The organism is Blattabacterium cuenoti (assembly GCF_014252395.1).
GTDB classification, from domain to species: domain Bacteria; phylum Bacteroidota; class Bacteroidia; order Flavobacteriales; family Blattabacteriaceae; genus Blattabacterium; species Blattabacterium cuenoti_AA.
Genome location: NZ_CP059219.1, coordinates 151959 through 166283, shown reverse-complemented (window position 1 = coordinate 166283; position 14325 = coordinate 151959). Strand labels below are relative to the sequence as shown.

Below are 14325 nucleotides of genomic sequence, written 5' to 3'. Positions count from 1 at the left end.
ATTTTTTATGAAAAATATTGCACAGCATTTTTAAAAATAGGATCTTTATGAAGATTAGGTATATTTTTTAATAATTGATAATCATAACGTTCTGGATGTGCCATTCTTCCATAAATTTTTCCATCTTCACTTAATAAGCCTTCAACAGCTCCAATAGATCCATTAGGATTATAAAGTCTATCTAAACTAGGATTTCCTTGTAAATCTACATATTGTGTAGCTATTTGATTTTTTTTAAATAGAACATTTATGATTTTTTCATTAGCATAAAATCTACCTTCTCCATGAGAAATAGGAAGAGTATATATTTTATTTTTCATTCCATTTAACCATGGTGATTTATCAGATATTACTTTAATATGAACACATTGTGATATATGTTTTTTTATTTTATTATATGTTAATGTAGGAGATTCATCGTTTCTTAAACAAATTTTTCCATAGGGTAATAATCCAGATTTTATAAGTCCTTGAAAACCGTTACAAATACCTAATATTAATCCATCTTTATCAAGAAAATTTTGAATTGCATCTTTAATATACGGATTATGTAATATAGAAACAATAAGTTTTCCTGCTCCATCTGGTTCGTCTCCAGCGCTAAAACCTCCACAAAGCATAAATATTTGAACGGATTCTATATGTTTTTTAATATGAAAAATAGATTTAATAATATCTTTATTAGATAAGGTTTTGAATACAAAAGTATTTACTATAGCTTCTTCTTTTTTAAATGCACGAATAGATTCAAATTCACTATTTGTTCCAGGAAATATAGGAATAAATACTCTTGGTATTCCTTTTTTTTTATATTTACATTTCCATATTATATTATTTTTTTTTCTATTTTTTACTTTTATATCTATTTTTTTTTCATTATTTTTTTCATTATTTTTTTCATTATAAGAAAAAATAGGAGATAAAGTTTTTAACCAATTTTTTATAGATTTGTTAATATTAATTGATATACCATTAATAATCATATTTTTAGATGATATGATTTCTCCTATTAGAATAAAATTATTATCTAAAATTGTAGAAGAAGATTCTATAATTAAGGAACCTATACTTGTTTCAAGTAAATGTTCTTTACAGTTTATAATTGCTCCTAAACGATTACCAAATGACATTTTGGCTATAGCAATAGAAATTCCTCCATCTTTTATAGTTTTAACAGAAACAATTTTTCCTGAACAAATACCTTCATAAACTTTATCATATGCTTTTTTTATAGAATCAAAATCTGGCATTTCGTTTTTTAATGAACGATGATTATATAAATAAATTTTATTTCCTATTTTTTTAAATTCAGGAGAAATTATATTTAAACATGAACCTGTACATACTCCAAAAGCAATCAAAGTAGGAGGGACATGTATATTTTTATATGTTCCAGACATTGAATCTTTACCTCCAATAGAAACTAATTCTAAAGACATTTGAGCATGATAAGCTCCTAATAAAGCAGAAAAAGGTTTTCCCCAGTTTTCTGGATCATTTCCTAGTTTTTGATAGTATTCTTGGAAACTAAAATAAGTATTTCTATAATTTCCTCCCATAGAAACAATTTTAGAAATACATTCTACTATAGCATAAGCCCCTCCGTGAAAAGGACTCCAAGTAGAAACATCAGGATGATACCCCCAAGAAACTATGCTAACTGTATTTGTTGTAGATGACTGTTGTAAAATAGGTATTTTTTGTACACTTCCCTCAGATGGAGTCATTTGATATTTTCCTCCAAAAGGCATTAAAACTGTAGTAGCTCCTACAGTACTATCAAACATTTCTACTAAACTTTTTTGAGAAGCTATATTCAATTTAGAAAGAAACTTTAAAAATGTTTTTTCGCTAAATAAAAATTTTTTTGATTTTTTAAAAGGAGAAATTGAAGTAGGTGAATTAACAATAATAGATTGATTTTTATTATATCCTCTAGTATTCATGAAAGAACTTTTTATATTCAATATTTCTTTTTTTTTATAATAAAATATGATCCGTTTATTATCAGTTATTTTAGCTATAGGTGTAGATATTATATTTTCTTCATTAGCTAAACGAATAAATTTTTTTACATCTTTTGAATTTAATACTACAGCTATACGTTCTTGAGACTCAGAAAGTGCAATTTCTATTGCTTCTAAATATGAATTTTTAGTAGTAGGTATTTTATCTAAATAAAGAACTAAACTATCGCTTAGTTCTCCTATAGCTACTGCAATACCTCCTGCTCCTAAATCATTACATTTTTTTATTAAATAGGTTACTTCTTTTTTTCTAAAAAATCTTTGAATTTTTCTTTCTGTTATAGGATCCCCTTTTATACCTTCTTTTACATTTTTTAAATTAAAATTTTCTACTTTAGAAGAATTTGTAGCATCTCCAATTCCTTCTCTTCTTGTTAATCCTCCAATTAATAAAATAACATCTCCTTTTTTGGGTTCTTTTTGCTTTATAAAATTTATAGGAACAGCTCCTACAACCATACCTACTTCCATTTTTTTAGCTCTAAATCCTTTATGATAAATTTCATTAACATGAGTAGTAGCTAATCCAACTTTGTTTCCATAAGAACTATAACCAGAAGCTGATTCATAACATATTTGATTTTGTGGTAACTTTTCATGAAAAATTTTTGTATTTATAATAGGGTTAGATACTCCACTTAATCTAAGTCCTTGATATACAAATGCTCTTCCAGATAATGGATCTCTAATAGCTCCTCCTATACAAGTAAAAGCTCCACTAAAAGGATTAATTTCTGTAGGATGATTATGTGTTTCATTTTTAAATAATAAATACCATTTTTCTTTTTTATTACTCCCTACTATATCTACATCTATCATTATTGCAGAAGCATTATGTTCATTAGATAAAACATAATTTTTTAATTTTCCTTTTTTATAAAAAATTATAGAAGGAAGATTAGATATATCCATTAAATTAATAGGTAAATTAGATTTATTTACATATTTTCTATCTTTTAAATATTTATTAAAAATGTCTTCATATGTATTTTTTAATAATCCATGAAAAGATATATTTATTAATGTAGTAAAAAATGTTCTATGACGACAATGATCTGACCAATAAGCATCTAAAATATGTAATTCTTCTTTTGTTGGGTTCCTTTTTTCTTTAACAAAATATTTCTGTATAAATAATAAATCATTTTTATCTATAGATAAATTCCATTTTTTTTTAATTTTATTTATTTTTTCAATAGAAAAATTAACAAAATTATTTATAGTTTTAATATATTTTTTTTTTCTATTTTTTTTATAAAAAAAGAAACCATTATAATATTTTTTAATTTTATTAAGATTATCTTTTTCATTCATACCAATCAATTCAACTAATAAACTAGTTTTTATAGAGATATTATTAGATAATAATTTAGGATTTATAATTTTTATACATTGTATAGCAGCATTTTCTCTATCATTATATTTTCCTGTAAAATTTTTCATATAAAAGTATGGATTATGAAAATGTATTTTTTTATGTAAAATATCTGTTACAGGATCTACAAAAACTTTGTATAAACTTTCTAAGAAAAGTTCTTTTTTTATGTTATGGATATCATATACATAATAAATAATTACTCTAGATAATGAAATATCCATATTTTTAAATTCCTGATATAATTTTATAGAATCAATATCAAAAGGAATTTTTTTTTGTATATAAATTCTAAAATTCATTTTTATATAGTCATTTATTTTTTTATGCTACTATATATCTATATTAGGTTGATTAGAATCAATTAAATTATAAAATTTATTTAATACAGGATTAACTTTTTTATTAATAAATTCTATAGTTTGTTCTGAAGAAAATCCTATAAAATTTTTAGGATTAAGTATTTCATTCATTTTTTCTTCATGAATTGGTATTTGATTATCACACAATATACGTTTTACGAAATCATTTTCTTTTCCTTCTAATTTTATTTTAGAATTTGTTTTCATGGAATGAATTCGTATTCTTTCATGAATTTGTTGTCTATCTGCTCCATTTTTTACACATTCTATAATGATGTGTTCAGTTATTAAAAATGGAAGTTCTTCTTTTATATGTTTATTAATGATTTTAGGGTATACTAAAATATTTTCTAATATATTATTCCAAATCAGTAGAATAGAATCTACTGCCAAAAATGATTGTCCTATAACCAATCTTCTGTTTGCAGAATCATCTAAAGTTCTTTCTAACCATTGAGTAGCAGAAACTATAGCTGAACTATTAGATAAAGAAATAACATATTTTGCTAAAGAAGCAATACGTTCGCTACGTATTGGATTACGTTTATAAGCCATTGCACTAGATCCAATTTGATCATTTTCAAAAGGTTCTTCCATTTCTTTTAAGTTTTGCAGTAAACGTAAATCATTGCTAAATTTGTGAGAAGTTTGAGAAATATTAGATAATAAATTTAATATTTGTGAATCTATTTTTCTATCATAAGTTTGTCCTGTTATTGGAAAAACATTTTTAAATCCAAATTTATTAGATAGTTTTTTTTCTAAATATTTTATTTTTTCTAAGTCTCCATTAAATAATTTTTTAAAACTATCTGCAGAACCTACAGTTCCTTTTACTCCTCTGAAATGAATATTTTTTAATCTAAATTCTAATTCTTCTAGATCTAGAAGAATACTTTGTATCCATAAAGCAGAACGTTTCCCTACAGTAGTAAGTTGAGCTGGTTGATAATGAGTAAAGGCTAAAGTAGGAAGATTATGATATTCTAAGGTAAAATTTCTAAGACGAAAAATTACATTAATTAGTTTTTTTAATAAAATTTCTAATCCATCACGTATTAAAATAATATCTGTATTATCTCCTAAAAAAGCACTAGTAGCTCCTAAATGAATAATAGGTTTAGCTTTATAAGCTTTTTCTCCAAAAGCATATAAATGAGCCATGACATCATGACGGAATTTTTTTTCGTAAAAAGAAACTTTTTCCCAATCAATATCATATAAATGATTCTTTAAATCTTGTATTTGATCTTCGCTAATATTTAATCCTAATTTTTTTTGAATTTTTGCTAAATAGTACCATAATTTTCTCCAAGTAAAAAATTTTTTTTCTGGAGAAAAATTGTATAGCATTTCTTTACTACTATATCGTTCTACTAAAGGATTTTTATATTTTTTCACAAAAAAAAATATTTAAGAAAAAATTTTTAAAAATGAAGATTTATTTTTAATGATATTTTGATTTCTTTCAGATCCTACAGAAATTAATAAAATTTTTAATTTTAAATACTCTTCAATAAATTTAACATATTTTTTACAATTTTTAGGTAAATCTTCATATTCACAAATATGTGATATGTCTTCTTCCCAACCAGGAAAATCTATATAAATACATTCTATATCTTTTTCTATTTTTGCTGGAAAATATTGAATAATTTTTCCATAAAATCTATATTTTACACATATTTTAATAATTTTTAATTGACTTAAAACATCAAGTTTGGTTATTATTAAATAATTAATACCATTAATCATACAAGAATATTTAAGAGCAATCAAATCTAACCATCCACATCGTCTTGGACGTTTTGTAGTTGTTCCATATTCATTTCCTTTTTTACGTATTAAATTTCCAACTTCATTTTCTACAATTTCTGTAGGAAATGGTCCATATCCTACACGTGTACAATATGCTTTTGCTATTCCTATAAAATTAGTTAAAAAACTAGGAGGTATTCCAGAACCAACACATACACCTCCTGTAGAAGCGGAAGAAGTACTTACATATGGATATGTTCCATAATTAATATCTAATAACATAGCTTGAGCACCTTCAAATAAAATTTTTTTTTTATTTTTAAAAGCATTATGTATATCATAAACTGCATCTATAATACGATCAGAAATATATTTTGCATATTCTATATACTCTTGATAAATGGTATCAAAAGATATAGCCGTTTTTTTATAAATTTTTGTAATAATTTTATTTTTTAAATCTATATTAAATTTTAATTTTTTATAAAAATTTTTTGGATTTAAAAAATCTAATACTTGGATTCCTATACGAGCTATTTTATCTTCATAAGTAGGACCTATTCCACGATGTGTAGTTCCTATAGATTGATCTTCTAAAAATTCCTCTTGATATTGATCTAATAAACGATGATAAGGCATAGTAATATGTGCTCTTTTAGAAATAAAAACTTTAGAAGTATTAATATCCATTAATTTCAAATTTTTTATTTCTTGAATCAAATATTTAGGGTCAATAACGACTCCAGGACCAATAATACATTTAACATAAGGATAAATTACTCCAGAAGGAATTAAATGAAGAATAAAATAATTATTTTTAATATGAATTGAATGACCTGAATTATTTCCTCCTTGATATCGTATTACATAATCTGAATTTTTAGAAAATAAATCTGTAATTTTTCCTTTTCCCTCGTCACCCCATTGGAGACCAACAATAACATTTGAAGGCATGATACTTATCGATTTTTATACTTAATAACAAAGTTAAATATAAATAAATAATAAAAATATTTTTATATTATTTTTTTTCAAAATTATTTTTTTAAATGTTGATATGCCAAATTTGTAACTATTCTTCCTCTAGGAGTCCTTATTAAGTACCCCTCTTGTATAAGAAAAGGTTCATAAACTTCTTCTATTGTTTCTGAATTTTCACTTACTGCTGTTGCTATAGTATTTATACCTACCGGACCTCCTTTAAAATGATCTATAATATATAATAAAATTCTATTATCCATTTCATTTAATCCATGTTTATCTACATTAAGAGCTTGTAAAGCTAAATTACAAATATTTATATCAATAATTCCATTTCCTTTTATTTGTGCAAAATCACGAATTCTACGAAGCAAACTATTTGCTATACGTGGAGTACCACGACTTCTATTAGCTATTTCATATGATGCTTCTTCTGTGATAGGTATATTTAATAATATAGCATTTTGTGTGATAATATTTTTTAAAAATTTTTTTTTATAATAATTAAGACGAAAATTAATACCAAATCTAGAACGCATAGGAGACGTAATTAATCCATATCTTGTAGTTGCTCCTATTAAAGTAAAAGGTAATAAATCAATTTGTACAGATTTTGCATTAGATCCAGAATCTATAATAATATCTATTTTATAGTTTTCCATAGCTGAATATAAATATTCTTCAACTATTGGAGATAAACGATGTATTTCATCTATAAAAATGACATCGTTCAGTTTCAGATGAATAAGTAATCCAGCTAGATCTCCAGGTTTATCTAAAATAGATCCTGAAGTTACAGTAATATTAACACATAATTCATGAGCTACAATATAAGATAATGTAGTTTTTCCTAATCCTGGAGGTCCATGAAATAATATATGATCCAAAGCTTCATTTCTTTTTTTAGCTGCTTGTATAAAAATTTTTAAGTTTTCTAAAATATCACATTGTCCAACAAAATCCTGAATTTTTTTTGGATTTAAAGATTTTTCTAAAAAATATGACACAATTTATTATTTATTTATTTAAAATAAAACATGTATACAAATAAATAATAAAAAAATCTTATATTTTTTTAAAATATTTAGTATGGAATAATTTGTTAAATCAAATTGAATAGGAACTATAGATACATATCCATTTTTTAATGCCCATTCATCAGTATCTACATTTTCATCATAATTAATAAAATCTCCTAATAACCAATAATAAGTTCTTCCTTTTGGATTATAACGTTTTTCAAAGCTTTCTTTCCATTTAGATTCTGCTTGTCTACATATTTTAATTCCTTTTATTTGTCCTTTTTTTAGTTTAGGAATATTAACATTGAGACTCATTATTTTTTTTGGAATAGGATTATAAATTATTTTTTTTACAATTTTATATACATATTTTTTTGAAGCTTCAAAATCAGCATTCCAATCAAAATCTAGAAGAGAAAAACCAACTGATGGAATTCCTTCTATACTAGCTTCTATAACAGCAGAAAGAGTTCCTGAATATATAATATTTATAGAAGAATTTGATCCATGATTTATTCCAGATACACAAATATCAGGTTTTCTTGGAAGAATGTTATTAATAGCTAATTTTACACAATCTACTGGAGTACCTGAACATTCCCATTCTTTTTGTTTTCCTTTATCTATTTTTATAGAATCACAATATAATACAGAATCCATAGTTATTGCATGTCCTACTCCAGATTGTGGTTTATTTGGCGCTACTACATATACTTCTCCTAAAGAATTCATAATATGTACAAGTGCTCTAATTCCTGGTGCTCTAATTCCATCATCATTTGTAACTAAAATAATTGGTTTATTGTTCATTTTTAGAAAAGAAAGCTAAAATATTTATAGTAATTTTATTACTGTTTTTGTTTAATAAAACATACAAAAATAATTGTGAATACTAAAATAAAAAAAATTAAACATATAATAATCTGTTTTTTTATCATTTTTCTATTTAGTTTTTGTTCTCCATTAGTAGAAAAAGAAAAACATCATATAATACTTAAAACAATATATAATACACTTTACTTTTTACATCCTAATCCTATTCTTATTAATAATCAATTTTCAAAAAAAGTATATAATAAATTTTTTGAAAAATTAGATAATCAAAAACGTTTTTTTATACAAAAAGATATAGAAGATCTTTCTTTATACAAAGAAAAAATAGATGATTTTTGGATTCATGGTGATTCTACCTTCTTTAAGATCATTATCAAACGTTTTTATCAAAGAATAAAAGAAGCAGAATTTATATGTAATAACATATTAAAGAAACCTTTTAATTTTAATAAAAAGGAAATTTATTTTTTTGGAGAAAAAAATTATTATTTTTCAAAAAATAAAAAAGAATGTGTTGAAAAATGGAGAAAATATTTAAAGTATTTAACTTTATTAGAAATAATAAATTCAAAATCAAATATATTAAAAAATTATAAAAAAAAAACTTGGAAAAATGCGTTTTTTAATGAAGAAAAAAAATATAGAAAAAAAGTAGAAGAACATATAAAAAAATATTTTAGAATATTAAATCAAAAAAAAGAATTCGATTGGTTTTCTATGTATGTTAATACTATCACATATCAATATGATCCTCATACTAATTATTTATCTCCTAAAGAAAAAGAAATTTTTGATTTAAACATATCTGGACAAATAGAAGGAATAGGTGTAGAATTAAAAGATGAAAAAGGATATGCAACAATAATGAAAATTATTGTTGGTGGACCTACATGGAAAAATAAAAAAATAGAAATAGGAGATAAAATTATAAGAGTAGCTAAAAATATAAACTATGAATCTAAAAATATTGTAGGTATGTTATTGGAAAATTCTATTCGTTTAATAAGAGGAAAAAAAGGTAGTAAAGTTAAATTAACTCTTCAAAAGAAAGATGGATCTTTACAAGAAGTAATTCTTACTAGAGATATCATAGAAAAAAAGGAAATTTTTGCTAAAAGTGTAATAATATCTGATAAAAATAAAAATAAATATGGTTTAATATGTTTACCTGTATTTTATTTTAACCCTGAAAATAAAAATGGAAGAAATGCGGCTAAAGACATTAAAAAAATTATTAAAAAATTCAAAAAAGAAAATATTAAAGGTATTCTTATAGATATAAGAAATAATGGAGGAGGTTCTTTAGACGTAGTAATAAATATTGCTGGTTTTTTCTTGGGGAAAGTTCCTATTGTTCAAATAGGTAGTAAATTTTATAGTAAAAAAAAGATAAAAAATAGTAATCATGAAATTTTATGGAAAGGACCACTTGTAGTTCTTGTTAATGAATTATCAGCTTCTGCTTCCGAAATTTTTGCTGCATCTATAGCAGATTATAAAAGAGGAATTATTGTTGGAAGTAGTCAAACATATGGTAAAGGAACAGTTCAAACTATTTATCCATTAAATAAATTTTTATTTTTTAATAAAGAATTAGGTTCTTTAAAATTTACTATCAATAAATTTTATCGTGTTAATGGTAGTTCCACTCAATTAAAAGGAGTTAATTCAGATATAATTATTCCAAGTAATACAACAACATTAAAAATGATGGAAAAAAATTACCAAAATTCTATGAGATGGGACTCTATAGATTCTATAGATTTTCATTATTGGAATAGTGATAAAAATTTAGATAAAATTAAGCATAAAAATATTATTCTATTAAAAAAAAAAAAGGATTTTATGACTATTTATAAAGCTATGCAATCATTAGAAAAAAAAATTTTAAGAATAAATAGTTTTTCCTTAAACTGGAAAGAATTTTATAATGAATATATAAGAATAAAAAAAAGAAATGAAAATTTTAAAAAATTAAGAAATAATTTTAATATATATGGATTACGTGCCTTTCCTCCATCTTATAAAATTATTGTGAACAAAAATGAATTGGAAGAAGAAAAAGAATGGATAAAAAATATAAAAAAAGATTTTTATATATCAGAATGTGTCAATATATTAGGTGATTTTAACGAAAACCCATAATAGGTTTATAAACTTTTGCTACATCAGCTATAGCATCATTCTCTTTTAAATTAATTAATCTCACTCCTTGAGTAGCTCTACCCATTACTCGTATATCAGATATAGATATGCGTATCATAATTCCAGATTTTTTAATAATCATTAAATCATCTTGATCCGTTACATGTTTTATAGAAATTAAACTCCCTGTTTTTTTAGTAATGTGTATTGTTTTTATTCCTTTTCCTCCACGATTAGTTATACGATAATCTTTTATATTAGATCTTTTACCGAATCCTTTTTCAGAAACTACTAATAAATATCCTTTTTCTTTACTTTCTACACATATCATACCAATAACCATATCTTTAGTAAAATTAATACCTATAACTCCATAAGAAGTTCTTCCAGTGGAACGAACTTTTTTTTCTGAAAAACGAATTATTCTTCCACTTTTTAAAGCAATGAAAACATGACTATCTCCTTTAGTTAAAATAGCCTCTAATAAAGAATCTTCTTTACGAATAATAATAGCATTAATACCATGTTTTCTAGGTCTAGAATAATTTTCTAAAGATGTTTTCTTAATTATACCTTTTTGAGTGACCATCATAACATAATGACCTTTAATATAATTTTTATTAGAAAGATCTCTAGTTAAAATATAAGCATTAACTTTATCATCATGTTGAAGATGAATAATATTTTGTATAGCTCTTCCTTTAGATATTTTGGATCCTTCTGGAATTTCGTATACTCTTAACCAAAAACATTTTCCTTTTTCTGTAAATAAAAGTAAATATTGATGATTAGTAGCTATGAGTAAATGTTTGAAAAAATCTGATTCTCTAGCTGTAGCACCTCTATTTCCTATACCTCCTCTTCCTTGTCTTTTATATTCTGATAAAGATGTTCTTTTAATATATCCTGCATGAGAAATAGTAAGTACTACTTGTTCATCTTCAATTAAATCTTCTATGTTTACTTTATTTCCATAATAATCAATCTTAGTACGACGTATATCTTGATATTTATTTTTAATATCTAAAAGTTCTTCCTTGATAATTTGAGTTCTTACAGAATATTTAATTAATATATTTTTTAATATATCTATTTTTTTGATTAATTTTTCATATTCTTTTTTCAATTTATTTCGTTCTAAAGAAGTTAAATTTTGTAAACGCATATCTAAAATAGATTTAGATTGATCTTCAGATATTTCAAATTTTTTAATTAATTTATTACAAGCATCATTATGATTATGTGCTCCTTTAATTAATTGAATCATTATATTCAAATGATCTAATATTTTCAAAAATCCCATTAAAATATGAACACGATATTTACATTTTTTTAATTCGTATTTAGTACGACGAATAATAACATCATGTCTATGATCTACAAAATATTGAATAAGATTTTTTATATTTAATTGAACAGGTTTTCCATTAACTAATGCTATATTATTTACATTAAAATAAGTTTGTAAAGGTGTGTATTGAAATAATTTATTTAATATAATATTAGTATTTACATTTTGCTTAAGTATATAGACAATACGTAATCCATTTCTATCTGATTCATCACGAATTTGATAAATACCTTCCATTTTTCCTTCTTTCATTAAGAGAACAGTTTTAGCTATCATATCAGATTTATTTACTTGATAGGGAATTTCATCTACTATAATACATTGTCTTCCTTGAAGATCTTCTAAATGAACTTTTGCACGTAAAACAATACGTCCTCTTCCAGTATGAAAAGCTTTTTTTACTCCATCATATCCATAAATTATTCCACCTGTTGGAAAATCTGGAGCTTTTATATATTTTATTATCTGTTCTATAGATAAATTATTATCATTATCAATATAAGCACAAATAGCGTTTATTGTTTCTTTAAGATTATGAGGAGGAATATTAGTAGCCATTCCAACTGCTATACCTGAAGTTCCATTAATTATAAGATTAGGAATACGTGTAGGTAAAACTTTTGGTTCTTTTAAAGAATCATCAAAATTTAATTGCATATCTACCGTTTCTTTTTTAATATCCAACAACATTTCTTCAGAAATTTTTTTCATTCTTACTTCTGTGTAACGCATAGCTGCAGGTGGATCCGCATCTAATGAACCAAAGTTTCCCTGACCATCTACTAAAGGATAACGAATAGTCCATTTTTGAGCCATACGGACCATAGTATCATAAACAGAAACATCTCCATGTGGATGATATTTTCCTAATACTTCTCCAACAATACGAGCTGATTTTTTATAAGAACTATTAGAAATAATACCCAATTGATACATTCCATAAAGAACTCTTCTATGTACAGGTTTTAATCCGTCTCTAACATCAGGAAGTGCTCTAGATACAATTACAGACATAGAATAGTCTATGTAAGATGATTTCATTTCATCTTCAATATTTATAGGAATCAATTTCTCTCCTTCACTTTCACTCATTTTTATAAACGTGATTTTTTTAAAATATAAAGAATATTAATGAATTAATAAAAAATTAAGATTTTTAATTTAAAAAACTTTCTTTAATTAGAGAATAAGGTACTTGACAATTGTAAGAACAATTACCTATTTTTTTTAATAAAGAAAATAGAATTTTATTTTTTTCATTTTTTTTATCATATTCCATGATCTTAAATATTTCATTAATATCTATATTAGAATAATTTTTTTCATGTATTGGATATAAAATAGAAAATATAGATTTAATTTCTTCATATTCATCTATAGATAATCCATTTATTTTACTAGAAATCCATGATTCAAAAACCATTCCCATTGCTATAGCTACACCGTGTAACATTTTTATTTTATTTTTATTCATAAAATAACTTTCTATAGCATGTCCAATAGTATGTCCAAAATTTAGTATTTTTCTTAGTCCTTTTTCTTTAGGATCTTTTTCTACAATTTTTTGTTTAATTGATATTGATTTAAAAATCAAATTATTCCACGTTTTTTCATTTTTTTTTATATTTTTTTTACTATTTTCCTTTAATTCTATCCAAAAATTTTTATCTGCTATCAATCCATGTTTAAACATTTCAGCCATTCCAGAAAAAAAATCTTCATTAGATAATGTATTTAAAAAATGAGTATCTATAATTAATAATTCTGGAATATAAAAAGATCCTATTTCATTTTTAATAGAATCTAAATTGATTCCAGTTTTATATCCTATAGCAGCATCTACCATTCCTAACAAAGTAGTAGGTATATTGACAAAACGTATACCTCTTTTAAATATAGAAGCAACAAATCCACCAATATCTGTTATAACACCTCCTCCTAGATTTAGGATTAAACTTTTTCTATTTGCTTTTAATTTTTCTAAATTTTTACATATTTTAATACATGTATAAATATTTTTTTCTTTTTCTCCTGATTTAATCTGAATAATATTAGAATTTTTTAAAATATCTATATGAGAATAAATAACAGGAATACAATGTATATAAGTAAAATTATCTACTAAAATAAATGTATTTTTTATGGAATCTATTTGGGTTAATAGATAAGATTCTAATACTTCATAAGCTTTATTATTGAAGTAGATACCCACTCCATCTTTTTTCATTATAATTCTATTATTAACAAAAGTAACCAATTTTTTATTAATCAATAAAATAAAATATTTGATATAACCAAAAAATTATAAATATAAAACCGGCTATTATAAATAATATATTAGGTATCCATTCTAAAATATTAATAAATTTGGATAAATACTCCATAAAAAAACATATTTTGTTAAAAATATATATTTTTTTAAAGTTTATTTCTTAAATATTATTAGAAAAAAAAAAAAAAATGGAAACAT

8 protein-coding genes are annotated in these 14325 nt (G+C 23.5%); 1 reads left to right on the top strand and 7 read right to left on the bottom strand.

Annotation, left to right across the window (positions count from 1 at the left end; genetic code table 11):
• Positions 1 to 5: 5 nt before the first annotated feature.
• The 5 genes from H0H36_RS00765 to surE form a co-directional block, all read right to left on the bottom strand.
• Positions 6 to 3704 carry a phosphoribosylformylglycinamidine synthase gene (locus H0H36_RS00765; protein ID WP_185869739.1) on the bottom strand — a complete coding sequence of 1233 codons (3699 nt, stop codon included), beginning with the start codon at positions 3702 to 3704 and terminating at the stop codon, positions 6 to 8.
• 30 nt (positions 3705 to 3734) lie between these two features.
• Positions 3735 to 5165, bottom strand: a complete 1431-nt coding sequence (gene purB / locus H0H36_RS00760) for an adenylosuccinate lyase (RefSeq protein ID WP_185869738.1) — start codon at positions 5163 to 5165, stop codon at positions 3735 to 3737.
• A 12-nt stretch (positions 5166 to 5177) separates the two neighbouring features.
• Complete coding sequence (locus H0H36_RS00755) at positions 5178 to 6476, bottom strand: adenylosuccinate synthase (RefSeq protein WP_185869737.1); 1299 nt, start codon at positions 6474 to 6476, stop codon at positions 5178 to 5180.
• 83 nt (positions 6477 to 6559) lie between these two features.
• Positions 6560 to 7510: a Holliday junction branch migration DNA helicase RuvB gene (ruvB, locus tag H0H36_RS00750; RefSeq protein WP_185869736.1), complete on the bottom strand. Its 951-nt coding sequence runs from the start codon at positions 7508 to 7510 to the stop codon at positions 6560 to 6562.
• 18 nt (positions 7511 to 7528) lie between these two features.
• A complete protein-coding gene (gene surE, locus H0H36_RS00745) occupies positions 7529 to 8335 on the bottom strand; it encodes a 5'/3'-nucleotidase SurE (RefSeq protein WP_185869735.1) in 807 nt (268 codons plus the stop codon).
• A 75-nt stretch (positions 8336 to 8410) separates the two neighbouring features.
• On the opposite strand from surE, the gene H0H36_RS00740 reads away from it, so the two are divergent.
• A complete protein-coding gene (locus H0H36_RS00740) occupies positions 8411 to 10504 on the top strand; it encodes a carboxy terminal-processing peptidase (protein ID WP_185869734.1) in 2094 nt (697 codons plus the stop codon).
• Here the strand turns inward: H0H36_RS00740 and gyrA are convergent.
• Positions 10488 to 12947: a DNA gyrase subunit A gene (gyrA, locus tag H0H36_RS00735; protein ID WP_185869733.1), complete on the bottom strand. Its 2460-nt coding sequence runs from the start codon at positions 12945 to 12947 to the stop codon at positions 10488 to 10490. The two genes, H0H36_RS00740 and gyrA, sit on opposite strands and share 17 nt — an antisense overlap.
• A 64-nt stretch (positions 12948 to 13011) precedes the next feature.
• On the bottom strand, positions 13012 to 14082 hold the full coding sequence (gene aroB / locus H0H36_RS00730) for a 3-dehydroquinate synthase (RefSeq protein ID WP_185869732.1): 1071 nt from the start codon (positions 14080 to 14082) through the stop codon (positions 13012 to 13014).
• Positions 14083 to 14325: the final 243 nt, after the last annotated feature.

Bases quoted from the DNA above. Each gene is read 5' to 3' on its own strand.
- H0H36_RS00765 (WP_185869739.1), bottom strand. From the start codon at position 3,704: ATGAATTTTAGAATTTATATACAAAAAAAAATTCCTTTTGATATTGAT.
- H0H36_RS00755 (WP_185869737.1), bottom strand. From the start codon at position 6,476: ATGCCTTCAAATGTTATTGTTGGTCTCCAATGGGGTGACGAGGGAAAA.
- surE (WP_185869735.1), bottom strand. From the start codon at position 8,335: ATGAACAATAAACCAATTATTTTAGTTACAAATGATGATGGAATTAGA.
- gyrA (WP_185869733.1), bottom strand. From the start codon at position 12,947: ATGAGTGAAAGTGAAGGAGAGAAATTGATTCCTATAAATATTGAAGAT.
- aroB (WP_185869732.1), bottom strand. From the start codon at position 14,082: ATGAAAAAAGATGGAGTGGGTATCTACTTCAATAATAAAGCTTATGAA.